Source organism: Pseudomonas sp. FH4 (genome assembly GCF_000510915.2).
Lineage (GTDB): Bacteria > Pseudomonadota > Gammaproteobacteria > Pseudomonadales > Pseudomonadaceae > Aquipseudomonas > Aquipseudomonas brenneri.
Genome location: NZ_AOHN01000024.1, coordinates 99,987 through 123,100 on the forward strand (window position 1 = coordinate 99,987; position 23,114 = coordinate 123,100).

Annotated in this window: 22 protein-coding genes; 12 read left to right on the top strand and 10 right to left on the bottom strand. The window is 61.2% G+C overall.

Going from position 1 to position 23,114, the window contains the following annotated elements:
- Window positions 1-7: 7 nt before the first annotated feature.
- The 10 genes from rlmH to H097_RS19195 all read left to right on the top strand — a co-directional run bounded on the left by rlmH (window position 8) and on the right by H097_RS19195 (window position 10,000).
- Window positions 8-475, top strand: a complete 468-nt coding sequence (gene rlmH / locus H097_RS19150) for a 23S rRNA (pseudouridine(1915)-N(3))-methyltransferase RlmH (protein ID WP_003185785.1) — start codon at window positions 8-10, stop codon at window positions 473-475.
- Between the two features lie 15 nt (window positions 476-490).
- Window positions 491-2,386, top strand: coding sequence for a penicillin-binding protein 2 (mrdA, locus tag H097_RS19155; RefSeq protein WP_032861694.1), 1,896 nt, complete (start codon window positions 491-493; stop codon window positions 2,384-2,386).
- A gap of 31 nt (window positions 2,387-2,417) precedes the next feature.
- On the top strand, window positions 2,418-3,521 hold the full coding sequence (gene rodA, locus H097_RS19160; protein WP_050593408.1) for a rod shape-determining protein RodA: 1,104 nt from the start codon (window positions 2,418-2,420) through the stop codon (window positions 3,519-3,521).
- 17 nt (window positions 3,522-3,538) lie between these two features.
- Window positions 3,539-4,549, top strand: a complete 1,011-nt coding sequence (gene mltB / locus H097_RS19165; protein ID WP_032861698.1) for a lytic murein transglycosylase B — start codon at window positions 3,539-3,541, stop codon at window positions 4,547-4,549.
- On the top strand, window positions 4,549-5,544 hold the full coding sequence (locus tag H097_RS19170) for a septal ring lytic transglycosylase RlpA family protein (RefSeq protein ID WP_032861700.1): 996 nt from the start codon (window positions 4,549-4,551) through the stop codon (window positions 5,542-5,544). Before mltB ends, H097_RS19170 begins: the two co-directional genes overlap by 1 nt.
- A 172-nt stretch (window positions 5,545-5,716) precedes the next feature.
- Window positions 5,717-6,874: a D-alanyl-D-alanine carboxypeptidase family protein gene (locus H097_RS19175; protein WP_029292257.1), complete on the top strand. Its 1,158-nt coding sequence runs from the start codon at window positions 5,717-5,719 to the stop codon at window positions 6,872-6,874.
- Window positions 6,875-6,959: 85 nt separating this feature from the next.
- Window positions 6,960-7,235, top strand: coding sequence for a DUF493 domain-containing protein (locus tag H097_RS19180; protein WP_015886061.1), 276 nt, complete (start codon window positions 6,960-6,962; stop codon window positions 7,233-7,235).
- The gene (lipB, locus tag H097_RS19185; protein WP_032861701.1) at window positions 7,235-7,882 is read left to right on the top strand and encodes a lipoyl(octanoyl) transferase LipB; all 648 of its coding nucleotides are present in this window, start codon (window positions 7,235-7,237) and stop codon (window positions 7,880-7,882) included. Before H097_RS19180 ends, lipB begins: the two co-directional genes overlap by 1 nt.
- Before the next feature lie 25 nt (window positions 7,883-7,907).
- A complete protein-coding gene (gene lipA / locus H097_RS19190) occupies window positions 7,908-8,909 on the top strand; it encodes a lipoyl synthase (RefSeq protein WP_162237654.1) in 1,002 nt (333 codons plus the stop codon).
- Between the two features lie 158 nt (window positions 8,910-9,067).
- The gene (locus H097_RS19195) at window positions 9,068-10,000 is read left to right on the top strand and encodes an LD-carboxypeptidase (RefSeq protein WP_032861703.1); all 933 of its coding nucleotides are present in this window, start codon (window positions 9,068-9,070) and stop codon (window positions 9,998-10,000) included.
- Window positions 10,001-10,098: 98 nt separating this feature from the next.
- Here the strand turns inward: H097_RS19195 and H097_RS19200 are convergent, their stop codons facing one another.
- The 5 genes from H097_RS19200 to leuS all read right to left on the bottom strand — a co-directional run bounded on the left by H097_RS19200 (window position 10,099) and on the right by leuS (window position 16,167).
- Window positions 10,099-11,424 carry a lytic murein transglycosylase gene (locus H097_RS19200; protein ID WP_032861704.1) on the bottom strand — a complete coding sequence of 442 codons (1,326 nt, stop codon included), beginning with the start codon at window positions 11,422-11,424 and terminating at the stop codon, window positions 10,099-10,101.
- A gap of 61 nt (window positions 11,425-11,485) precedes the next feature.
- Entirely contained in the window at window positions 11,486-11,650 is a 165-nt protein-coding gene (gene arfA, locus H097_RS19205) for an alternative ribosome rescue factor ArfA (protein ID WP_032861705.1), read from the bottom strand.
- A 137-nt stretch (window positions 11,651-11,787) separates the two neighbouring features.
- Window positions 11,788-12,825 (bottom strand): DNA polymerase III subunit delta, encoded by a 1,038-nt coding sequence (gene holA / locus H097_RS19210; protein WP_032861707.1) that lies wholly within the window; start codon window positions 12,823-12,825, stop codon window positions 11,788-11,790.
- Window positions 12,826-12,864: 39 nt separating this feature from the next.
- Window positions 12,865-13,470, bottom strand: coding sequence for an LPS assembly lipoprotein LptE (gene lptE / locus H097_RS19215; RefSeq protein WP_032861708.1), 606 nt, complete (start codon window positions 13,468-13,470; stop codon window positions 12,865-12,867).
- 90 nt (window positions 13,471-13,560) lie between these two features.
- On the bottom strand, window positions 13,561-16,167 hold the full coding sequence (gene leuS / locus H097_RS19220) for a leucine--tRNA ligase (RefSeq protein WP_032861709.1): 2,607 nt from the start codon (window positions 16,165-16,167) through the stop codon (window positions 13,561-13,563).
- 262 nt (window positions 16,168-16,429) lie between these two features.
- On the opposite strand from leuS, the gene H097_RS19225 reads away from it, so the two are divergent.
- On the top strand, window positions 16,430-16,747 hold the full coding sequence (locus tag H097_RS19225; RefSeq protein ID WP_032861710.1) for a hypothetical protein: 318 nt from the start codon (window positions 16,430-16,432) through the stop codon (window positions 16,745-16,747).
- Window positions 16,748-16,831: 84 nt separating this feature from the next.
- The gene (locus H097_RS19230) at window positions 16,832-17,593 is read left to right on the top strand and encodes a YdcF family protein (RefSeq protein ID WP_032861712.1); all 762 of its coding nucleotides are present in this window, start codon (window positions 16,832-16,834) and stop codon (window positions 17,591-17,593) included.
- Between the two features lie 77 nt (window positions 17,594-17,670).
- Here H097_RS19230 and lnt read toward each other — a convergent pair whose 3' ends face one another.
- The 5 genes from lnt to miaB form a co-directional block, all read right to left on the bottom strand.
- Window positions 17,671-19,194 carry an apolipoprotein N-acyltransferase gene (gene lnt, locus H097_RS19235; protein WP_032861713.1) on the bottom strand — a complete coding sequence of 508 codons (1,524 nt, stop codon included), beginning with the start codon at window positions 19,192-19,194 and terminating at the stop codon, window positions 17,671-17,673.
- A gap of 8 nt (window positions 19,195-19,202) precedes the next feature.
- Entirely contained in the window at window positions 19,203-20,042 is an 840-nt protein-coding gene (locus tag H097_RS19240; RefSeq protein WP_032861714.1) for an HlyC/CorC family transporter, read from the bottom strand.
- A 42-nt stretch (window positions 20,043-20,084) separates the two neighbouring features.
- Window positions 20,085-20,543, bottom strand: a complete 459-nt coding sequence (gene ybeY / locus H097_RS19245) for an rRNA maturation RNase YbeY (RefSeq protein WP_032861715.1) — start codon at window positions 20,541-20,543, stop codon at window positions 20,085-20,087.
- Window positions 20,536-21,540, bottom strand: a complete 1,005-nt coding sequence (locus tag H097_RS19250; protein ID WP_029292238.1) for a PhoH family protein — start codon at window positions 21,538-21,540, stop codon at window positions 20,536-20,538. Before H097_RS19250 ends, ybeY begins: the two co-directional genes overlap by 8 nt.
- Before the next feature lie 237 nt (window positions 21,541-21,777).
- On the bottom strand, window positions 21,778-23,106 hold the full coding sequence (gene miaB / locus H097_RS19255) for a tRNA (N6-isopentenyl adenosine(37)-C2)-methylthiotransferase MiaB (protein WP_032861716.1): 1,329 nt from the start codon (window positions 23,104-23,106) through the stop codon (window positions 21,778-21,780).
- Window positions 23,107-23,114: the final 8 nt, after the last annotated feature.

The following is a 23,114-nucleotide window of genomic DNA, read 5'->3' on the forward strand; positions in this document are numbered from 1 at the left end:
AACGGCTGTGCGCTTGCGCCTGATCGCTGTCGGTTCACGCATGCCCAAGTGGGTGGAAGAAGGCTGGCATGAATATGCCAAGCGTCTGCCATCCGAACTGGCGCTGGAGCTGGTGGAAATACCGCTCAACACCCGGGGCAAGAACGCCGATGTGGCGCGCTTTATCCGTCAGGAAGGCGAGGCGATGCTGGCCAAGGTCGGTCCCAACGAGCGCATCGTCACCCTTGAGGTGCACGGCAAGCCCTGGAGCACCGAGCAGTTGGCGGTGGAACTGGATCGCTGGCGCCTGGATTCGCGCACGGTCAACTTCATGGTCGGCGGCCCCGAGGGGCTGGCGCCGGAAGTCTGCGCGCGGGCCGACCAGCGCTGGTCGCTGTCGCCCCTGACGCTGCCGCATCCGCTGGTACGGATCCTGATCGGTGAACAGCTGTATCGCGCCTGGACAGTCCTGTCCGGGCACCCTTATCACAAATAGTCTGCGCCCTGCCTGATGACCCAGCCGATCCGCATCAAGGACCACGAGAAAGACGCACGTCTTGTACGCGCGCGCGTGATCTTTGGCGCGATCGCGGTGGTGGTGCTGATGTGCGTGTTGATCGCCCGTCTGTATTACCTGCAGGTGATCCAGTACGAATATCACTCCACACTGTCGGAAAACAACCGGGTGCATGTGCAGCCGATTCCGCCGACCCGTGGCTTGATTTTCGATCGCAATGGCGTGGTGATCGCCGATAACCGACCCAGTTTCAGCCTGAGCATGACCCGCGAGCGCTCCGGTGACTGGCAGCAGATCCTCGATGTGATTGTCGAGGTGTTGCAACTGACCCCGGAAGACCGGGTGATCTTCGAAAAGCGCATGAAACAGGGGCGGCGCCCGTTTGAACCGGTGCCGGTCCTGTTTGAACTGACTGAAGAACAGATCGCCAGGATTGCGGTGAACCAGTTCCGCCTGCCGGGTGTAGAAGTGGTGGCGCAGTTGGTGCGCCATTACCCGCAAGGGGCGCACTTTGCCCACTCGGTTGGTTACATGGGGCGGATCAACGAAAAAGAGCTGAAAACCCTCGATCCGGTCAATTACAGCGGCACCCACCATATCGGCAAGACGGGTATCGAGCGTTTCTACGAGCCGGAACTGCACGGCCAGGTAGGTTACGAGGAAGTCGAGACCAACGCCCGTGGCCGCGTGCTGCGAGTGCTCAAGCGGACCGACCCGATACCCGGCAAGGACATTGTCCTGAGCCTGGATATCAAGCTGCAGGAGGCCGCAGAAATGGCCCTTGGCGGCCGGCGTGGCGCGGTGGTCGCACTGGATCCGAATACCGGTGAGGTCCTGGCCATGGTCAGCCAGCCGAGTTTCGACCCCAACCTGTTTGTGACCGGGATCAGCTTCAAGGCCTATGCCGAGTTGCGCGACTCCATCGACCGGCCGCTGTTCAATCGGGTGCTGCGCGGTCTGTATCCGCCGGGTTCGACCATCAAACCGGCGGTGGCGATTGCCGGCCTGGATGCTGGTGTGGTCACCGCTTCCAGCCGAGTCTACGATCCGGGTTACTACATGTTGCCCAACTACGATCACAAATACCGTAACTGGAACCGCACCGGCGACGGCTATGTGGACCTGGATACGGCGATCATGCGTTCCAACGATACCTACTTCTATGACCTGGCCCACAAGCTGGGGATCGATCGTTTGTCGACCTACATGGGCAAGTTCGGCCTCGGTCAGAAAGTGTCCCTGGACATGTTTGAAGAATCCCCAGGCCTGATGCCTTCCCGGGAATGGAAGCGTGCCACCCGTCGCCAGGCCTGGTTCCCTGGCGAGACCCTGATCCTGGGGATCGGCCAGGGCTACATGCAGGCCACGCCCTTGCAGCTGGCCCAGGCCACGGCGCTGGTGGCCAGCAAGGGCAAGTGGATTCGCCCGCACCTGGCCAAGACCATCGAGGGTGAAAAGCCGGTGGATGACAACCCGATCCCGGACATCATCCTGCGCGATCCATCCGACTGGGCCAAGGTCAACCACGGCATGCAACAAGTGATGCACGGCGCGCGGGGCACCGCGCGCAAGGCGGCTGCCGGTGCGCAGTACCGGATTGCCGGCAAGAGCGGTACCGCCCAGGTGGTCGCGATCAAGCAGGGCGAGAAATACGACCGCTCCAAGGTTCAGGAGCGCCATCGTGACCACGCCTTGTTCGTCGGTTTCGCCCCGGCCGACAACCCGAAAATCACCGTAGCGGTCATGGTCGAAAACGGTGAATCCGGTTCTGGTGTGGCCGCTCCGGTGGTGCGCCAGATCATGGACGCCTGGTTGCTGGATCAGGACGGCAAGCTCAAGCCTGAGTTTGCCAACCCTTCAAGCGCGGAGGCTACGGCCCGTGAAGAGTAATTTTGACCGCATCCTCTCCAGTGAAGATGTGATGCGTCGCCGCGCCACCTTGTTGCAGCGCATGCACATTGATGGCCCGTTGCTGATCCTGCTGCTGACCCTGGCGGCTGGCAGCCTGTTTGTCCTGTATTCGGCCAGCGGCAAGAACTGGGACCTGTTGATCAAACAGGCGTCGTCGTTCGGTCTGGGCCTGTTGTCGATGGTGGTCATCGCCCAGTTGGAACCGCGCTTCATGGCGCGCTGGGTGCCGCTGGGGTATGTCGCTGGCGTCCTGTTGCTGGTGGTGGTGGATGTCATGGGGCATAACGCCATGGGTGCCACCCGCTGGATCAATATTCCGGGGGTGATTCGCTTCCAGCCGTCGGAATTCATGAAGATCCTGATGCCGGCCACCATCGCCTGGTACCTGGCCAAGCGCACGTTGCCGCCGCAGCTCAAGCATGTAGGGATCAGCCTGATCCTGATCGGCATTCCGTTCATTCTGATTGTGCGCCAGCCGGACCTTGGCACCGGCCTGCTGATCCTTGCGGGTGGTGCGTTCGTGCTGTTCATGGGCGGCCTGCGCTGGCGCTGGATCGTCAGTGTGCTGGTGGCGGCCGTGCCGGTGGCGATCGCCATGTGGTTCTTCTTCATGCACGATTATCAGAAGCAGCGGGTGCTGACCTTCCTCGATCCCGAGAGCGATCCGTTGGGCACCGGCTGGAATATCATCCAGTCCAAGGCTGCCATCGGTTCCGGCGGGGTGTTTGGCAAGGGCTGGCTGCTCGGCACCCAGTCGCACCTGGACTTCCTGCCGGAAAGCCACACCGATTTTATTATCGCGGTGATGGGCGAAGAGTTCGGCCTGGTGGGCATTTGCGCGCTGCTGCTGATCTACTTGCTGTTGATCGGGCGCGGCCTGGTAATCACCGCGCAAGCGCAGACGTTGTTCGGCAAATTGCTGGCCGGTGCGCTGACAATGACTTTTTTTGTTTACGTTTTCGTCAACATCGGTATGGTCAGTGGCCTGCTGCCGGTGGTTGGGGTGCCGTTGCCGTTCATTAGCTACGGCGGAACTTCGCTGGTGACATTACTGTCAGCGTTTGGGGTTTTGATGTCGATCCATACCCATCGCAAGTGGATCGCACAGGTTTGAATAAGGTGAAGATGTCAATGCAAGCAATGCGCGGCTGGGCTGCTCGGTATGCGTCCTGTCTGGGCCTGTTGGGCGCCTTCGGCGTTTCACCGCAGGCCTTGGCCGGCGATTACGACGGCTCGCCCCAGGTCGCCGAATTTGTCGGCGAGATGACGCGTGACTATGGTTTCGCCGGCGAACAACTGATGGGCGTGTTCCGCGAGGCCCAGCGCAAGCAGGCGATCCTCGACGCCATCTCCCGGCCCGCCGAGCGCGTCAAACAGTGGAAGGAATATCGCCCGATGTTCCTCACCGACGCCCGGGTGGCGCGGGGTGTGGACTTCTGGCGCCAGCACGAGGCCGTGCTGGCTCGCGCCGAGAAAGAATACGGCGTGCCGGCCCAGGTGATCGTGTCGATCATCGGCGTTGAAACCTTTTATGGGCGCAATACCGGCAGTTATCGAGTGATCGATGCCTTGTCGACCCTGGGCTTCGATTACCCGCCCCGCGCCGAATTCTTCCGCAAGGAACTGCGTGAGTTCCTGCTGCTGGCCCGTGAAGAGCAGGTCGACCCATTGACCCTCAAGGGCTCCTACGCCGGGGCCATGGGCTTGCCACAGTTCATGCCCAGCAGCTTTCGCGCCTACGCCGTGGATTTTGACGGTGATGGCCACATCAATATCTGGAGCAATCCCGATGATGCCATTGGCAGCGTTGCCAGTTACTTCAAGCGTCATGGCTGGGTAGGTGGCGAACCGGTGGTGATCCGTGCGGATGTCACGGGGGATCGCGCCGATGAAGGCCTGACCCAGGGTATCGAACCGGTGAAAACCGTCGGGGAGTTGCGAGCGCTGGGCTGGTCAAGTCATGATGCGCTGCGCGATGATATGCCGGTTACTGCCTTCCGCCTGGAAGGCGCCGATGGCCCTGAATACTGGATGGGCCTGAAGAATTTTTACGCAATCACGCGTTATAACCGCAGTGTGATGTACGCAATGGCCGTGCATCAGCTGTCAGACATGCTGGTTCAAGCACGGGGCGTCAAGTAATGCGGGTATCGCCAATCAATAAACCGCTCAAGCTGGTGGCGCTGGCCGCATTGTCCTTGCTGGTTGTCAGTTGTTCCACCAGCCGTGCGCCGACGCAGAAGGCCGCTGGCCCGGTAGTCCGCGCGCAGCCTGGGCTGGATATCAACCGGGCCCACAAGGACGGCGCGCCGTGGTGGGACGTCGACGTCTCGCGTATCCCGGATGCCACGCCGACCCTGCATACCGGCAACTATAAGGCCAACCCCTACACGGTACTGGGCAAGACCTACTTCCCGCTGCAAGAGTCCAAGAACTACGTGCAGTCGGGCACGGCGTCCTGGTACGGCACCAAGTTCCACGGCCAGAACACCGCCAACGGCGAGGTGTACGACCTGTACGGCATGAGCGCGGCGCACAAGACCTTGCCGCTGCCGGCCTACGTACGGGTGACCAACCTGGACAACAACCGCGTGGTGATCCTGCGGGTCAACGACCGTGGGCCGTTCTATTCCGACCGAATCATCGACTTGTCCTACGCTGCCGCGAAAAAACTCGGCTATGCCGAATCCGGCACGGCGCGGGTCAAGGTCGAAGGCATCGACCCAGCCCAATACTGGGCGCAGCGCGGCAAGCCGGCGCCGTTGATGCTCAACGAACCACAAAGCGCACAGCCGCAGATCACCGCCTCGGCGGGCAAGGTCGAACAGTGGACGCCGCCGCCCCAGCAACACGCTGCGCCAGTCGTGGCCGTGCCACAGGCGGCGCCGGGCAGTGCAGCGGGCGGGCAGTACCTGCAAGTCGGCGCTTTCGCCAACCCGGATGCGGCAGAACTGTTAAGGTCCAAGCTCAGCGGGATGGTCAGCGCGCCGGTATTTATCAGCTCCATCGTGCGTAACCAGCAGACCCTGCACCGGGTACGCCTGGGCCCTATCGGCTCGGCGGGCGAAATTGCCCAAGTGCAGAACAGCGTGCGACTGGCCAACCTGGGTCAGCCCAGCGTGGTCAGCGCGGAATAAGTAGCGGATTGAGGGTCCAGGCACGCCTGGGTCCTGGTTGCAGGCTCTTTGGATAATAAAAACCCGAAGGCAAGGGTTGAGCTGGCAACTGAACACGCGACAGCCTGGCAACGGGTTGTCTGAATAGTTTTGCCCGCGAGGGCAAGTTTCCATAAGCAATTTCGAGAGACGGATGAACATCACCACCTTAGCCAAACGCCTGTGCCTGCTTGTCCCGCTGATCATCGCGCCCGCTGCCTGGGCCGTCGAAATGATGCCAGCGCCACCGCAACTGGCTGCCAAGTCCTACGTGCTCATGGATGCCGCCAGCGGCAACGTGCTGGTCGAAAACAACGGTGACCAGCGCCTGCCGCCGGCCAGCCTGACCAAGCTGATGACCGCCTACATCGCGACCCTGGAAATCCGTCGCGGCCAGATCGGTGAAAACGATCCGGTGACCGTCAGCGAAAACGCCTGGCGTACCGGTGGTTCGCGGATGTTCATCAAGGTCGGCTCCCAGGTGACTGTCAGCGACCTGCTGCACGGCATCATCATCCAGTCCGGCAACGACGCCAGCGTCGCCCTGGCCGAGCACATCGCCGGCAGCGAAGATGCATTCGCCGACATGATGAACAAAACCGTGACTGACCTGGGCATGACCAACAGCCACTTCATGAACCCGACCGGCCTGCCAAACCCAGACCACTACTCGTCGGCCCATGACATGGCGATCCTGGCCCGCGCGATCATTCGCGTCGACCCGGTGCACTACGCCATCTACTCCCAGAAAGAGTTTTTCTGGAACAACATCAAGCAACCTAACCGCAACCTGTTGCTGTGGCGTGACAAGACCGTCGACGGTCTGAAAACCGGCCACACCGACGAAGCGGGCTACTGCATGGTGTCCTCGGCAGTACGTGACGGCCAACGCCTGATCGCCGTGGTGTTCGGCACCAACAGCGAACAGGCGCGTGCGGCTGAAACCCAGAAGCTTTTGACCTACGGTTTCCGCTTCTTCGAAACCCAGACCTTCTACCAGAAGGGCGCTGAACTGGCCCAGGCTCCGGTCTGGAAAGGCACCGAGCGTCAAGTCAAGGCCGGCCTGGCTGATGACCTGACCCTGACCATGCCTAAAGGCCAGCTCAAGAAACTGGCTGCCAGCATGACCATGAACCCACAACTGACCGCGCCAATCGCCAAGGGCGATGTGATCGGTAAAGTCGAAGTGAAGCTGGACGACAAAGTCGTACACAGTGCCGATCTGATCGCACTCGACGCTGTTGAGGAAGGTGGTATCTTCCGCCGCGTGTGGGATAGCATCCGTCTATTCTTCTACGGCTTGTTCAACTGATTGTGTGCACCCGCAAAGCCCCGCGTTGATCCGACGCGGGGCTTTGCTCGTCGCCACGGCTTACCGCTTACGAGGCCGTTACGCCATGACCGATAAAGAAGTAAAGGCGCCAAAGATCGAATTCCCGGTGGTGGACTATCCCATCAAGGTGATCAGCGATACCGGTGTCGGCCGCAAAGACCTGATCCTCGAAATCGTGCGCAAGCACGCTACGATCAACGATCAGCGCGTGGATGAGCGATCCAGCTCTACCGGCAAATACACCACGATCCAGTTGCACATCGTTGCGACTGATCAAGACCAGCTCTACAACATCAACAGTGAACTGCGGGCCACCGGCTTCGTGCACATGGTGTTGTGATGTCACAGGTCCTGGGCTTTCGCGAGCTCGGCCAGATGGCCTACGAGCCGGTCTGGCATGCGATGCAACGGTTCACCAACGAGCGCGGCACTTCGGCTCCTGATGAAATCTGGCTGGTGGAACACCCGCCGGTATTCACCCAGGGCCAGGCTGGCAAGGCTGAGCATCTGCTACTTCCGGGTGATATTCCGGTGGTGCAGGTCGACCGAGGTGGCCAAGTGACTTACCATGGCCCCGGGCAACTGGTGGCCTATCTGCTATTGGATGTGCGCAAGCTGGGGTTTGGCGTGCGTGATCTGGTCAGTCGCATGGAAACCTGCCTGATCGAGCTATTGGCCAGCTACGGCGTAACCGCGGCAGCCAAGCCCGACGCTCCAGGTGTTTATGTCGACGGCGCGAAAATCGCCTCCCTGGGCCTGCGCATCCGCCATGGCTGTTCCTTTCATGGCCTAGCCCTGAACGTGGACATGGACCTGGCGCCGTTTCGCCGGATCAATCCCTGTGGTTACGCCGGTTTGGCCATGACCCAGTTGAGCGATCACGCAACACCTATAGAATTTGCCGAGGTAAGTGCCCGGCTGCGCGCGCAGCTCGTCAAACACCTCGACTATGCTGAGCAGACGACCCTGACGGGCGGAATCGACTGATATGACTACTGATGTTGTGCAAACCATGATCCCGACGCTGGACATTACCGACCGTCCGGCCCCGGCTCCGCGTGCCAAGGTGGAAGCCGGCGTCAAGCTGCGCGGCGCCGAGAAGGTTGCACGCATCCCGGTGAAGATCATCCCGACCACCGAACTGCCGAAAAAGCCCGACTGGATCCGCGTGCGCATCCCGGTCTCGCCGGAAGTCGACCGCATCAAGGCCCTGCTGCGCAAACACAAGCTGCACAGCGTGTGTGAAGAAGCCTCTTGCCCGAACCTGGGTGAGTGTTTCTCCGGCGGCACCGCGACGTTCATGATCATGGGTGACATCTGCACCCGTCGTTGCCCGTTCTGCGACGTTGGCCACGGCCGGCCCAAGCCTTTGGACGTCAACGAGCCAGAAAGCCTGGCCATCGCCATTGCCGACCTGAAACTCAAGTACGTGGTGATCACCTCGGTAGACCGCGACGACCTGCGTGACGGCGGTGCCCAGCACTTTGCCGACTGCATCCGCGAAATCCGCAAACTGTCGCCGAACGTGATGCTCGAAACCCTGGTCCCTGACTACCGTGGCCGGATGGACGTGGCGCTGGAAATCACCGCCGCCGAGCCGCCAGATGTGTTCAACCACAACCTGGAAACCGTGCCACGCCTGTACAAGGCCGCGCGTCCGGGCTCGGACTACCAGTGGTCGCTGACCCTGCTGCAGAAATTCAAGCAGATGATGCCGCACATCCCGACCAAATCCGGCCTGATGCTGGGCCTGGGCGAAACCGACGAAGAAGTGATCGAAGTCATGAAGCGCATGCGCGAACACGACATCGACATGCTGACCCTCGGCCAATACCTGCAACCGTCGCGCAGTCACTTGCCGGTGCAGCGTTTCGTGCACCCGGACACCTTTGCCTGGTTTGCCGAAGAAGGCTACAAGATGGGCTTCAAGAACGTTGCGTCGGGCCCGCTGGTACGTTCGTCGTACCACGCCGACGAACAGGCCAAGCTGGTCAAGGCGAGCCTGGTTTCGTAAGCCGCACCGCAGAATCAATGTGGAATGCGGGCTTGTGTGGGAGCGGGCTTGCTCGCGAAGGCGCAGTATCAGTCACTTGATCCATTGACTGATACTGCGCCTTCGCGAACAAGCCCGCTCCCACATTGGGTTCTGCGTTACAGAGAGGGAGAACATGGATGACCGCTCAACCGAGTGCCGTCGTACCCGCGTTGCGAGTTGAAGGCACTATCGGCCTGATCGCCCCCGCCGGCCCCTCCGCGCTGGATGTGGAAAAGGCCGGGCAATGGATGCGTACCCGTGGCTACGAGCTGCGGATCTTCTCGGGGGTGTATGAGCGCGACGGCTACCTGGCCGGCAGCGACAAAGTACGCCTGCGTGACCTGCATGCGGCCTTCGCCGACCCCGATATCGACGCCATCTTCTGCCTGCGCGGTGGCTACGGCACCCCGCGCTTGCTCGACGGTGTGGATTTTGCCCTGCTGGCCGCCAACCCCAAGCCTTTCGTCGGCTACAGCGATATCACCGCGCTGCACCTGGCGATCAGCCGCTACGCCGGTTTTGTGACCTTCCACGGGCCGATGCTCAATGCCGACCTGCTCGGTGATAAGCAACAGCCCACCGAATCATCGCTGTTCAGCCTGCTGCGTGGGCAACTAGGGGCTGGCAGTGTGCTGGCGCACCCGGTGGCCTACCCGCTGACCACCATTGAGCCTGGCATCGCCTGCGGGCGCCTGCTGGGGGGCAACCTGTCAATGATCGCGGCCGTGATGGGCACACCGTTCGAAATCGATGCCGAGGGCATCATTCTGTTTATCGAAGACGTCAACGAGCCGATCTACCGCATCGACCGCCTGCTGACGCACTTGCGCCTGGCGGGCAAGTTGGCACAGGTTCACGGTGTGCTGGTGGGGGATGTGGCGGGGGTGGATAGCGTTGCACTGGAGCGGCTGTTGAAGCAGACCTTCGAGCCGTTGTGCATCCCGGTCCTGGCTGGCTGGCGCAGCGGCCATTGCGACCCGAACCTGACCTTGCCGATGGGCGCCTTGGTGCGACTGGATGCGGGGGAGCAGCGGTTAGTGCTGGAGCAGGATGTGGTGTTCAAACCCTGAGTATTTAGTCGTCTGTCAGGCCGTTATCGCGAGCAAGCCTGCATTTGCCCCTGTGGGAGCGGGCTTGCTCGCGAAGGCGGTAGTCGCCTTACGCAGTTCTAGCGGTTCTGCAAGGACTCCAGCAACTTCACCGTCGGATACCCATCCGCCGGCCAGCCCAACGACTGCTGGGCCGCACGAATCGCCTTGCGCGTATTGGCGCCGATAATCCCATCCGGGTTGCCAGCGTCATAGCCCTTGGCGCTCAACACCGTCTGCAACTCGATACGCTGGGAGCGGGTCAGTGGCAGTTCGTCCGTTGGCCAATCCCCGCGAATCACCCCGCCACCGCCAAAGCGCTCGGACAACAGGCCGACTGCCAGGGCGTAGGACGACGAGTTGTTGTACTTGAGGATTGCGCGGAAGTTATCCAGCACCAGGAACGCCGGGCCACGATGGCCGGCCGGCAGCAGCAGGGCGGCGGACAGCGCCTCGACATTGGGCGGGACGCTGGCACCGGCCGGCACCTGCAGCCCGAGTTTCAACCATTCGCCCACCGGTTTGCGCACTACGCCATCAGCCAGGGCGTAGTCGAAGTTTGCCGGCAATTGCTGTACCTCAAAGCCCCACGGCTGGCCTTTCTGCCAGCCGGAGCTTTGCAGGTAGTGCGCGGTGGAGGCGAGGGCGTCGGCGGAACTGTTCCAGATGTCGCGGCGTCCGTCACCGTCGAAGTCCACCGCGTGGGTGTTGTAGGTGGTCGGAATGAATTGGGTCTGGCCCATGGCACCGGCCCAGGAGCCGCGCATCTGCTCGGCCGGGATATCACCGTGCTGGATGATTTGCAGCGCGGCCAGCAATTGCGCCTGGGCGAATGCCGGGCGACGGCCTTCGTAGGCCAGGGTCGCCAGGGAGCGGATCACCGAATTGTTGCCCTGGAACGAGCCGAAGTTGCTTTCCATGCCCCAGACCGAGACCAATACCTGGCGATCCACGCCGTAGCGTTGTTCGATGCTTTGCAGGATATCGGCATGCTTGATCAGCAAGGCCTGGCCGTTACGCACGCGCAGCGCCGACAAGGCGCCGTTGAGGTATTCCCACACCGGCCGGGAAAACTCCGGCTGGCTGCGGTCGGCGCGGATGACTGCCATATCGGGGGTGACGTTGGCGAAGGCGCTGTCGAACACTGCAGGCGTAATGCCGGCTTTCAGGGCTTCGACGCGAAAACCTGCCTGCCATTCGGCGAAGGTCTGGGTCGGTTGGATATCAAGATTGGTCACGGCCAGGGGCGCAACTACGGCGGGTGCGGCAACCGGTACGGGCTGGAACGTAGGCAGGGGCTGAGCGTCGGCGGCGGTGGGTTTTTCGGCGCAGGCGACTAACAGGATCAGGCTGGAGGCAGCAATCAATTGGCGAAGGTGCCAACGACGGGAAAGACTAGAGGGCATGCACAGGTCCAGGAAATACGAATCAGGTGCAGACCTTATCATGCCAGAGGGGCGCTTGCCTTCAGGCAGCCAGAAAGTAAGAAGCCTCCCAGCTATTAGACTGGAAGGCTTCGCGGCGGTAGCTGCCTTTGCCTTTGCCGGCTCGTTCCTGGCGACTGCGGAACAACGGCTGGGCAATGAGGGATTTGGCCTTGTTGGGGCCATGCTTGGATGGCTTTTTGCTCATGATCGGTACTCTCCGATGGGTGGGTAATGCGCTGCGAATCATCTGCCGAAGTTTGCCGGCTGTCCAGCCCGGCGCGATGTAGGAAATGGCCTCGGTCTGAATGTGAAATGCCGGCTTGTGTTGTTCTGGATAATTGATTATTCGGCGGGGAGTGCCAGGCGCTGGCCAGACATAAGCAGCGACAAACGGCTCAAGCTCATCCACGGCGACCCGGCAGCCTGGCCCTTGATTTGTGCATCGATGCGCTGGGCTTCGAGCAACAATTGCGCCCAGCGTTGCGCCGAGTGCCGTTGCAGGGCCTTGCTCATCAGTGGCTTGCGCTTGTCCCACACGGGTGGTCGGGCCTGGCTGAAGCATTTGTCCAGTGGCGTGCCTTGGCTGTATTGCAGGGCAATATTGGCCAGTACGCGCAGTTCGCGGGCCAGGGCCCAGAGAATCACGGGCGGTTCCACGCCTTCGCCGCGCAGCCCTTCGAGCATGCGCAAGGCATGTGCCGGTTCGCCATTGAGAATCGCGTCAACCAACCCGAATACGTCAAACCGCGCACTGTCGGCCACCGCACCTTGCACGGTTTCGACGGTAATCTGCCCGTCTTCGGCCATCAGCTTGAGCTTTTCGATTTCCTGGGCGGCGGCCAGCAGGTTGCCTTCGACCCGAGCTGCAATCAGCTCGACAGCATCTTGGGTGGCAGACAGCCCGGCTTGCGACAGGCGCTGACGAATCCATTGCGGCAACTGGTTGCTGTCGACCGGCCAGATCTGGATGAACTGGGTTTGTGCCCCTTCCACCAGCGCCTTGCCCCATTTGGTCTTCTGCGCACTGCCATCGAGCTTGGGCAAGCTGATCAGCAACAGTGTGTCCTCGGCAGGGCGAGCACAGTATTCCATCAGGGCTGCCGCGCCTTTGTCGCCGGGCTTGCCCGAGGGCAGGCGCAATTCCAACAGGCGTTTTTCGGCAAATAGCGACATGCTGGCCCCGGCCTGGAGCAGGGTGCCCCAGTCGAAGCTGGCGTCGGCGCTGAATACCTGGCGTTCATCAAAGCCTTGCTGGCGCGCAGCCTGGCGAATGGCGTCGGCGGCTTCCTGGCACAACAGCGGGTCATCGCCGCTGACGATGTACACAGGCGCAAGACTGCCTTGCAGGTGTTTGGCGAGTTGGGCGGGGGCGAGTTTCATAGGCTGGATGGACGGGGCGCATGACGCGCCCCGTCTGGTTTACTCGGCAGGGACTTCAACAGGCGATTGCTTGGGGATGCTGTTTTCATAGTCCTGCGCGGCTTTCAGCGCTTCGGCATCCGCCTTGGCCTTGGCATCGGCAGTCTGCTGCAGGGCATCCAGTTGGGCCGGGCTGATCATCTGCAGGCGCAGGACCATACGCTGGACTAGGTCGCGGCGCATTTCATTGCGCACCTGGTTGACCTCGGTATCCGAACCGACCAGGTTGTTACCGTCATGTGTCACGACTTTCTGCACTTGCAGCTTGTCGCTGATCAGTGGCAACTGGTCGTGACCCTGGATCTGGAACATGAGCACGCTGCTCATTTCGATGTCCGAAGAGCGGCCGGCACTGGCGTAGCTGATATTACGCTGGGTTTCTTTCTCGTCGACCAGCACCAGTTTGTAAGCTGCCCCTGGATAGACTTTGACGCCGCTGTTTTCCAGGGTTTGACGCAGCTGAGTCACGGTTTCGCCATAGGCGTTGCGTGCGCTGACATCCAGTTCCTTGATCGCCAGTTCAGTGGTGCCGGTGCCGCGCAGCTGGAAGCCGCAAGCGCTCAACAATACGGCAAGGCCCATAACCAGCAGGTTGCGTTTGATCATTTTATTGCTCCCCTTGAAACCATGTGGGCCTTATCGAGGCCCTGGAGGTTTTGTTCGGCGCCGGGGCTCTTGCCCTGGCGCCCGATCCGATTAGCTAGCGACGATATTGACCAGTTTGCCGGGCACCACGATCACTTTGCGGATCGTCAGGCCTTCGGTGAAGCGCAGCACGTTTTCGTTGCAGCGAGCGGCGGCTTCGACTTCTTCGCGACTGGCGCTGGCAGGCATGTCGATCTGGCCGCGCAGCTTGCCGTTGACCTGAATCACCAGTTGCAGCGTGTCCTGTACCAGGGCGCTGTCATCCGCGACGGGCCATTGGGCATCGATCACCGCGCCGCTGTGGCCCAACTGGCTCCACAGGTCGTGGCTGATGTGCGGGGTGATCGGCGCCAGCAGCAGGACGACAGTTTCCAGGCCTTCCTGTACCAGCGCACGGTCCTGCTCGGTGACCTGCGGGGCTTTTTCCAGCACGTTCATCAGCGTCATCACCTGGGCGATAGCGGTGTTGAACTTGTGATGCTGGCCCACGTCCTGGCTGGCTTGCTTGATGGCCAGGTGGGTGCTGCGGCGAATCAGTTTTTGCTCGTCGTTCAGCAACGCCACGTCCAGTTTGCCCGGCAAGCCCTGGCTGATATGGGCATGCGCCAGGCGCCAGACGCGCTTGAGGAAGCGGTGCGAGCCTTCGACGCCGGAGTCTGACCATTCGGCGCTCATATCGGGCGGCGAGGCGAACATCATGAACAGGCGGCAGGTATCGGCGCCGAACTGGTCGATCATCGACTGAGGGTCAACGCCGTTGTTCTTCGACTTGGCCATCTTCTCGGTGCCGCCGATTTCCACCGGCAGGCCGTCGGATTTCAACTTGGCGCTGATCACCTTGGCCTTGCTGTCACGCTCAAGCTCGACGTCCGCCGGGTTGAACCAGGTATAGGCGCCATTGGCTTCGCGGCGATAGTAAGTCTCGGCGATCACCATGCCTTGGGTCAGCAGGTTCTTGAACGGCTCGTCGGAACTCACCAGGCCTTCGTCACGCATCAGTTTATGGAAGAAGCGCGCGTAGAGCAGGTGCAGAATCGCGTGTTCGATACCGCCGATGTACTGATCCACCGGCAACCAGTGGTCAGCTGCGGATTTTTCCACCAGGCCACCTTCATAGTGCGGCGAGGCGTAGCGGGCGTAATACCACGAGGACTCGACGAAGGTGTCCATGGTGTCGGTTTCACGCTTGGCAGGTGCACCGCATTTCGGGCAACTGCACTCGTAGAACTCGGGCATGCGCGCCAATGGCGAGCCGGCGCCGTCCGGCACCACATCTTCTGGCAGCACGACCGGCAGTTGATCTTCTGGCACCGGCACGTCGCCACAGCTTTCGCAGTGGATGATCGGGATCGGGCAGCCCCAGTAGCGCTGGCGGCTGATGCCCCAGTCGCGCAGGCGGAACTGGGTGCGCGAGGCACCGAGGTTTTTCTTGATCAGTGCGACTTCCATGGCGTCGAAGGCACCGACGAAGTCCAGGCCGTCAAACTCGCCGGAGTTGATCAGGGTGCCGTGCTCGCCGTAGGCGTCTTGCCATGGGGCCGGGTTGGTATCGCCGGAGCTGGTACGCACCACCGACTTGATCGGCAGGTTGTACTTGGTGGCGAACTCGAAGTCGCGCTCGTCGTGGGCCGGCACGGCCATTACTGCGCCATCGCCGTAGTGCATCAGCACATAGTTGGCGACCCATACCGGCAGTTTCTCGCCGGTCAGCGGGTGTTCGACGAACAGCGAGGTCGGCAGGCCTTTTTTCTCCTGGGTGGCGACGTCGGCTTCAGCCACGCTGCCGCCTTTGCATTCGGCGATGAACGCCTGCAGCTCAGGGTTGTTCTGTGCAGCCTGGGTGGCCAGCGGGTGTTCCGCGGCCACGGCCACGTAGGTGGCGCCCATCAGGGTATCCGGACGGGTCGTGAAGACTTTCAGTGCGCCCTCTGCGCCGATGGAATCGACGTTGTACGGGAACTGCACTTCCATGCCCTTGGACTTGCCGATCCAGTTGCGTTGCATGGTCTTGACCTGTTCAGGCCAGCCCGGCAGGTCGTCGAGGCTCGACAAGAGTTCATCCGCGTAGGCGGTGATCTTGAAGTAGTACATCGGGATTTCGCGCTTTTCGATCAGCGCGCCGGAACGCCAGCCGCGGCCGTCGATCACTTGTTCGTTGGCCAGCACGGTCTGGTCGATCGGGTCCCAGTTCACGGTGCCGCTTTTTTTGTAGATCACGCCTTTTTCGAACAGGCGAGTGAACAGCCATTGTTCCCAGCGATAGTAATCGGGCTTGCAGGTGGTCACTTCGCGGGACCAGTCCACGGCCAGGCCCAGGCTGCGCAGCTGGGTCTTCATGTAGGCGATGTTTTCGTAGGTCCACTTGGCGGGCGCTACGTTGTTCTTCATCGCGGCGTTTTCCGCCGGCATGCCGAAGGCGTCCCAACCCATGGGTTGCAGGACGTTCTTGCCGAGCATGCGCTGGTAGCGGGAAATCACGTCGCCGATGGTGTAGTTACGCACGTGCCCCATGTGTAGCTTGCCGCTGGGGTAAGGGAACATCGATAGGCAGTAGAAAGTCTCCTTGCCTGGCTGTTCACTGACTTCAAAGGACTTTTGCTCGTCCCAGAAGGTTTGGGCGGCATTTTCTATTTCACGGGGCTGATATTGTTCGTGCATGGCTACTTTTGAACTGAATAGGGGTGGCCTAATCCTCTTCGGTGCAACGTTCGGGTTGATCGACACCAAACAGCGGCGCGTCCGTGCCCAAACCCTGCGGGAAGTGGAGTTACAGGAAGCGCCGTAGCATACATGACCCCACTCTATCGAGGGAAACCCTGATTGCGCAGCGCAGGCCGTTGGTCGCGGCGTGCGGTTGGTTGCGTCAGCACAGCTACGCTGTTTATTGGGGAGTGAGACTTATCTTTAATGAGGTGAGGGGATGGTAGATTCGCAGCGAATGAGAACGAAACCGCAAGTGTATGAAGGACTGATCGACCGCTTGGGTCGAGCACTGGACGCAGCAAGAACCGCAGGTCGATTGCGTGACGAGCGGCCTGATGAGCTGGAACTGCGAGGCTTGAGCCCTGCAGAGTTTGAAGTGATCAAGGCCTATCTGGACTTGAACGCGTGCCCAATCCCGCAATGGGTGGCTCCTGTGCCAGCCAGGGAGCCGGTGCGATCGTCCAAGGTGGTATGGCTCAAGGACTTGTCGACCGGCCGTGGCCCGGAAAAGCTGCGGTCTGCACGATTCAAGTAACTTGATCAGCGTTATCCGCCGCGTGTAAAGATTGTCGCTAAACCCCGTTACACCTTAGGCTTCGGGCATCTTTGGAGATGCTCGATGCCTATTCGTTATTTCATCAAACAATTACTGTTGCCCCCCGGCATTTTCTTGCTGCTGCTGGCCCTTGCCTGGTGGTTTCGCCGCAGCCGCCCGCGCTTGGCCGGAGGATGCTTTACCTTGGGGTTTGGCGGGATGTGGCTGATCAGCCTGCCGGTGATGGTGGAGTGGGGCGCCCGCGCGCTGGAAACCGAACCGCCATTGGCCCTGGAAGACTGGGCCGGCCTGGCGCAACGAGCCGATGCCATTGTGGTGTTGGGCTCGGGCCGTGAGCGGGGCGATCCGGCCTGGGGCGCTGATCAGCCGACCGGTATCGGCCTGGAGCGCCAGCGCTATGCCGCGCGATTGGCCAAGGCGTCGGGGCTGCCGGTGCTGACCACCGGCGGCCTGCACTATGGCACGCCGCCCAGCGAGGCAGAGTTGATGGCGGTGTCGATGCAACAAGACTTTGGCGTGGCCGTGCGCTGGAAGGAAGAGCGTAGCCGCACCACCTGGGAAAATGCACAGATGAGCGCCGAGATCCTGTTGCCCCAGGGCGTCAAGCGCGTGGTGGTTGTGACCCAGGCCTGGCATATGCCGCGTTCCGTGTGGAGCTTCGAGAAAGCCGGCTTTACCGTGGTGCCGGCGCCGGTCGGTTTCCTGGGCGTGGACAACGCTCGGCCGCTGGGCGGCTGGATGCCGGAGTTCAAGTCGATCTGGCAGAGCGGGCAGTTGATCAACGAGGCGGTGGGGCAGGTGGGTTACCGGCTGTTCTATCGCTAACACCACACATCAAAATGTGAGAGCGGGCTTGTGTGGGAGCGGGCTTGCTCGCTCCCACATTGGGTTTTGTGTGTCTGTCAGACAGTCTTGGCCATGCGCCCGGCCAGCAGTGCCCAGCCAAACAGCCCCAGGCACAGGATGATCAGCGGCCACGAACGCCATTGCAGGTACGGCGTCAGGTTGTGCATCGGCACCACTTCCCCGTAGAGAATGCCGCGCTCGAACTGCGGGATCTGCTCGGTGATCTGCCCAAACGGGTTGATCAGGCCGGTCACGCCGTTGTTGGTGGCGCGGATCATCCAGCGGCCGGCCTCCAGGGCACGCATCTGGGCCATTTGCAGGTGCTGCAAGGGGCCGATGGAGGTGCCGAACCAGGTGTCATTGCTGATGGTCAGCAGCAAGTCGCTGCGGGCGGCGAGGTCTGCAGCGAACTCCGGGTAGACCACTTCGTAGCAGATATACGGGGCGATCTGATAGCCCTTGGCTTGCAGCAGAGCCTGGTCTTCGGGGCCACGGGCAAAGTCCGACATCGGCAGGTCGAAGAACGCAATCAGTCCGCGCAGCACATCCTGCAGCGGCACATACTCGCCAAAGGGCACCAGCTTCTGCTTCAAATAGGTGCCATCACCCTGGCCGACCACGGTGATGCCATTGAAGTAGCGCTTTTCATGGCGTACCTCCTGGCGAATCGGCACACCGGTGATCATTGCGCCGTTCCGGTCGGCGGCGAACTTGCCCATCATCCCCAGATAACCCTCGACGGACTCCTTGAGCACTGGCACGGCGGTTTCCGGCCAGATCAGCAGGTCCACGCGCTTGGAGGCAAAGCTCATGTCGCGGTACAGCGCCAGTTGCTCGTTGAGCTGCGCTGGGTCCCATTTCATGCTCTGCTCGACATTGCCCTGGATCGCCGCGACGGTTAGCGGTTCACCTGCGGGGCTGGTCCAGGCGTGGTGCTTGAGCGCCAGGCCAATGGCCCACGGTGCGACCAGCAGTACCAGGCCGGCGCCGACAAACACGTTGCGCCTGGCTGCCAGCAGTCGCGGCAGGTTAACAATCAGCGCAGCGCTCAGGGCCAGGGCAAAGGAAATCAGCCACACCCCGCCCAGCGGCGCGAGCCCGGCCAGCGGCCCGTCGAGTTGGCTGTAACCGGAGTACAGCCAGGGGAAACCGGTGAGGAACCAGCCGCGAAACGCTTCCTGGCCCACCCACAGTGCAGCAAACGCCAAGGCGTCGGCCAGCGGCGCTTCGTTACGGCGGATCCAGCGGGCCCAGAGCCAGGCAGGCAGGGCAAAGAACAGGGCAATCGCCGCGGTGAACGCCAGCATCAGCAGCCCGGCCAGCAGCACCGAAGCCCCGCCGAAGTGATGGATGCTGTAGTAAATCCAACTGGTGCCCGCGCCAAACAGGCCAAACCCGAAACACCAGCCACGCCCGAAGGCCTGGCGCGGGGTCAGTTGGCGCATCCCGGCATAGAACACCCCGACCGCCACCAGTGCCAGCGGCCAGATATCGAATGGCGCCAGCGCCAGGGTGGTGATAGCACCGGCCACCACGGCCAGCAGGTTACCGGGCCAGCCGGGTGCGGTGAGACGGCGCATATCAGTCCTTAGCGGGCAATAGGTGTCAGGCGGATCAGGTGGATGCGGCGGCTGTCGGCATTCAGGATGCGGAAGCGATAGGCGCCGATCTCGGTGGTTTCGTTACGCTTGGGCAGATGGCCAAACGCACTCATCACCAGGCCGCCCACGGTGTCGAACTCATCGTCGGAGAATTCGCTGTCGAAGAACTCGTTGAAGTTCTCGATCGGCGTCAGCGCCTTGATCAGGAAGTCACCGCTGGGCAGTGGCTTGATGTAGCTGTCTTCTTCGACGTCGTGTTCGTCTTCGATATCGCCGACGATCTGTTCGAGCACGTCTTCGATAGTTACCAGGCCGGCAACGCCGCCGTATTCGTCAATGACGATGGCCATGTGATTGTGGTTGGCGCGAAACTCGCGCAGCAGCACATTCAGGCGCTTGGATTCAGGCACGAAAGTGGCAGGACGCAGCAGGTCCTTGATGTTGAAGCTGTCGCCGTTCTCCTTGAGGATCAGCGGCAGCAAGTCCTTGGCCAGCAGGACACCCATGACTTCGTCATGGTTTTCGCCGATCACCGGGTAGCGCGAGTGCGCCGAGTCGATCACGGCCGGGAGAAATTCCCGTGGGGTCTGGGTCGCCTTGATGCTGATCATCTGCGAGCGCGGGACCATGATGTCACGCACTTGCAGGTCAGCCACCTGGATGGCGCCTTCGACGATGGCCAGCGCTTCGCTGTCCAGCAACTTGTTCTGATGGGCCTCGCGCAGAAGCTCCAGCAGCTCCTTGCGGTTTTTCGGCTCGTGGGCAAAAGCCTGGGTCAGTTTGCCCAGCCATGACTTTTGCCCGTTGCTCGATCGGTCTTCGCTCATAGCGATTACTCTAAATCCTTGATTGTTTCAGTTGAGTGTCGATTAGTGTTCGTCGTCTGCATAGGGGTCAGGATGCCCCAACTCTGCAAGCAACGTTCGTTCCAGTGCTTCCATTTCTTCGGCTTCTTCATCATCTATATGGTCGTAACCCAACAGATGCAAGCAGCCGTGCATGACCAAGTGGGCCCAGTGGGCCTCAAGAGCCTTGCCTTGTTCCTTCGCCTCGCGCTCTACCACCGCGACGCAGATCACCAGGTCACCCAGCAGCGGGATATCCAGTAGTTCATCCGGTACGTCGGCGGGAAATGACAGTACGTTGGTCGCGTAGTCTTTCTGGCGCCAGGTGTGATTCAGCTCGCGGCTTTCAGGCTCGTCCACCAGACGAATGGTAAGTTCCGAGTCAGCGGTGCGCTGGCGCAGGGCCAGTGTGCACCATTGGCGAAACTGTTCTTCGCTGGGGGCTGGCGCTTGGGTGGCCAGTTGCAGGTCAAGCTCAAGCATCGCGGCGATTGTCCTTGGACAGGCCGTCGTCGCGGTGTTCGAAGCGCTCGTAGGCCTCGACAATGCGCTGGACCAGTGGGTGACGCACCACATCCTTGGGCATGAAGTGGGTAAAGCTGATGCCCGGCACGTCCTTGAGGACTTCGATCACCTGGCCCAGGCCCGACTTGGTGCCCTTGGGCAGGTCGACCTGGGTGATATCCCCGGTGATCACTGCCGTGGAGCCGAAGCCGATCCGGGTCAGGAACATCTTCATCTGCTCGACCGTGGTGTTCTGGCTTTCGTCGAGGATGATAAAGCTGTTGTTCAGGGTCCGACCGCGCATATAGGCCAGCGGGGCGATCTCGATCACCTGGCGTTCGATCAGCTTGGCGACGTATTCGAAGCCGAGCATTTCATACAACGCATCGTAGAGCGGGCGCAGGTAGGGGTCGATCTTCTGGGCCAGATCGCCGGGCAGAAAGCCCAGTTTCTCGCCGGCTTCGACCGCCGGGCGCACCAACAGGATGCGTCGCACCTGTTCGCGCTCCAGGGCGTCAACCGCACAGGCGACGGCCAGGTAAGTCTTGCCGGTACCGGCCGGGCCGATGCCGAAGTTGATGTCGTTGCCGAGGATCTCTTTGACATAGCGCTGCTGATTCAAGCCGCGTGGGCGAATCATGCCTTTTTTGGTGCGCAGCGCCACGCTGGCTTCGGCCACCGGGTTATTGGCCAGGTCTTCTACGGCGGATTCCTGCAGGTACAGGTGCACGGTTTCCGGCGACAGCTCGCTACCCTTGGTTTCACGGTAGAGGCGGCGCAGCAGGTTTTCTGCAGACGTAGTGTGCTGGGGTTCACCAATGAGCTCGAACTGATTGCCGCGGTTGCGGATCTCGATGCTCAGGCGTTGTTCGATCAGGCGCAGGTGCTCGTCGAACTGTCCGCACAAGTTGGCGAAACGGCGAGCCTCAAACGGCTCAAGGAGAAAACGATGGGGTTCTGCTATGGGTGCGTTCAAGGTTGCTTTTAGCCGCCCTTTGGCTGTTTAGGTGAAATAGAGGATAACGCCAGCCGCCAGTGTGCGAAAGCACTTAAATGGACTGGCTCCACTCTCGATAACAATGAAGAACCCCTGTGGGAGCTGGCTTGCCTGCGATAGGGCCGGCCCATTCAAAAGAGATACTGCCTGTTACATCGCTATCGCAGGCAAGCCAACTCCCACATTTGATCTACATTTGTCCCCGGATCTGTCCCGTCAGTTGATCAGCGAACCGCGCAGCGAGTGCGGTTGCGCCGCGTCGATGTGCACGTCGGCGAACTGGCCGATCAGCGTCGGGTTATCGCAGCGGAAGTTGACGATCCGGTTGTTCTCGGTCCGTCCCTGCAATTCGCCCGGGTCTTTCTTCGAGTAATCGGTAACCAGGATGCGCTGGGTTGAACCGACCATTTGTCGGCTGATCTCGAAACCCTGCTGGTTGAGGCGATGTTGCAGTGCGTTCAGACGCTCTTTTTTCAACGCCTCCGGGGTTTCGTCCGCGAGGTCCGCGGCTGGTGTGCCGGGGCGCTGGCTGTAGACGAAGGAGTAGGAGAAATCGAACCCGACGTCTTCAATCAGCTTCATGGTCTGCTCGAAGTCTTTTTCGGTCTCGCCAGGGAAGCCGACAATAAAGTCCGAACTGATGCAGATACCCGGCACGGCGGCGCGCAGTTTGCGCAGCTTGGACTTGTACTCCAGGGCCGTGTGGTTGCGCTTCATTGCCGACAGGATACGGTCCGAGCCCGATTGCACCGGCAAGTGCAGGTGTTTGACCAGCTCCGGCACTTCGGCGTGGGCCTGGATCAGGCTGTCGGAGAATTCCAGCGGGTGCGAGGTGGTGTAGCGGATGCGCTCGATACCGTCCACCGCCGCGACCACGCGAATCAGCTCGGCCAGGTCCGCCAGGCGCCCGTCGTGGGTCTGGCCACGATAGCCGTTGACGTTCTGCCCCAGCAGGGTCACTTCACGCACGCCGTTTTCAGCCAGGTGGATGATTTCTGACAGCACATCGTCGAACGGCCGACTGACTTCTTCGCCACGGGTATAAGGCACCACGCAGAAGGTGCAGTACTTGCTGCAACCTTCCATTACCGACACGTAGGCGCTCGGGCCATCGATGCGTGGCTCGGGCAAATGGTCGAATTTTTCTATTTCCGGGAACGAGACGTCCACCTGCGGCAACTTGGTGATGCGCGCAGCGTCGATCATCTCCGGCAGGCGATGCAGGGTCTGCGGGCCAAAGACCACGTCGACATAAGGTGCGCGGTCGCGAATGGCCGCGCCTTCCTGGCTGGCCACACAACCGCCAACGGCGATTACCATGTCCGGGTTGGCCAGTTTCAATTCACGCCAGCGACCCAGCTGCGAGTAGACCCGGTCCTGGGCCCGTTCGCGGATCGAGCAGGTATTGAGCAGGATCACGTCGGCATCTTCGGCGCGCGCCGTGACTTCCAGGGCCTGATGTTCACCCAGCAGATCGACCATGCGCGAGCTGTCGTACTCGTTCATCTGGCAACCGTGGGTTTCGATGTAAAGCTTCTTGGCCATGGGAATCG

What these genes read in the sequence shown, in the direction of transcription:
- holA (WP_032861707.1), bottom strand. Translation starts at nt 12,825, where the DNA reads ATGAAACTCGCCCCCGCCCAACTCGCCAAACACCTGCAAGGCAGTCTT.
- leuS (WP_032861709.1), bottom strand. Translation starts at nt 16,167, where the DNA reads ATGCACGAACAATATCAGCCCCGTGAAATAGAAAATGCCGCCCAAACC.
- ybeY (WP_032861715.1), bottom strand. Translation starts at nt 20,543, where the DNA reads ATGCTTGAGCTTGACCTGCAACTGGCCACCCAAGCGCCAGCCCCCAGC.
- lnt (WP_032861713.1), bottom strand. Translation starts at nt 19,194, where the DNA reads ATGCGCCGTCTCACCGCACCCGGCTGGCCCGGTAACCTGCTGGCCGTG.
- H097_RS19240 (WP_032861714.1), bottom strand. Translation starts at nt 20,042, where the DNA reads ATGAGCGAAGACCGATCGAGCAACGGGCAAAAGTCATGGCTGGGCAAA.
- lptE (WP_032861708.1), bottom strand. Translation starts at nt 13,470, where the DNA reads ATGATCAAACGCAACCTGCTGGTTATGGGCCTTGCCGTATTGTTGAGC.
- H097_RS19175 (WP_029292257.1), top strand. Translation starts at nt 5,717, where the DNA reads ATGAACATCACCACCTTAGCCAAACGCCTGTGCCTGCTTGTCCCGCTG.
- H097_RS19195 (WP_032861703.1), top strand. Translation starts at nt 9,068, where the DNA reads ATGACCGCTCAACCGAGTGCCGTCGTACCCGCGTTGCGAGTTGAAGGC.
- mrdA (WP_032861694.1), top strand. Translation starts at nt 491, where the DNA reads ATGACCCAGCCGATCCGCATCAAGGACCACGAGAAAGACGCACGTCTT.
- arfA (WP_032861705.1), bottom strand. Translation starts at nt 11,650, where the DNA reads ATGAGCAAAAAGCCATCCAAGCATGGCCCCAACAAGGCCAAATCCCTC.
- mltB (WP_032861698.1), top strand. Translation starts at nt 3,539, where the DNA reads ATGCAAGCAATGCGCGGCTGGGCTGCTCGGTATGCGTCCTGTCTGGGC.
- H097_RS19230 (WP_032861712.1), top strand. Translation starts at nt 16,832, where the DNA reads ATGCCTATTCGTTATTTCATCAAACAATTACTGTTGCCCCCCGGCATT.
- H097_RS19170 (WP_032861700.1), top strand. Translation starts at nt 4,549, where the DNA reads ATGCGGGTATCGCCAATCAATAAACCGCTCAAGCTGGTGGCGCTGGCC.
- H097_RS19200 (WP_032861704.1), bottom strand. Translation starts at nt 11,424, where the DNA reads ATGCCCTCTAGTCTTTCCCGTCGTTGGCACCTTCGCCAATTGATTGCT.
- lipB (WP_032861701.1), top strand. Translation starts at nt 7,235, where the DNA reads ATGTCACAGGTCCTGGGCTTTCGCGAGCTCGGCCAGATGGCCTACGAG.
- H097_RS19225 (WP_032861710.1), top strand. Translation starts at nt 16,430, where the DNA reads ATGGTAGATTCGCAGCGAATGAGAACGAAACCGCAAGTGTATGAAGGA.
- rodA (WP_050593408.1), top strand. Translation starts at nt 2,418, where the DNA reads ATGCGTCGCCGCGCCACCTTGTTGCAGCGCATGCACATTGATGGCCCG.
- H097_RS19180 (WP_015886061.1), top strand. Translation starts at nt 6,960, where the DNA reads ATGACCGATAAAGAAGTAAAGGCGCCAAAGATCGAATTCCCGGTGGTG.
- miaB (WP_032861716.1), bottom strand. Translation starts at nt 23,106, where the DNA reads ATGGCCAAGAAGCTTTACATCGAAACCCACGGTTGCCAGATGAACGAG.
- lipA (WP_162237654.1), top strand. Translation starts at nt 7,908, where the DNA reads ATGATCCCGACGCTGGACATTACCGACCGTCCGGCCCCGGCTCCGCGT.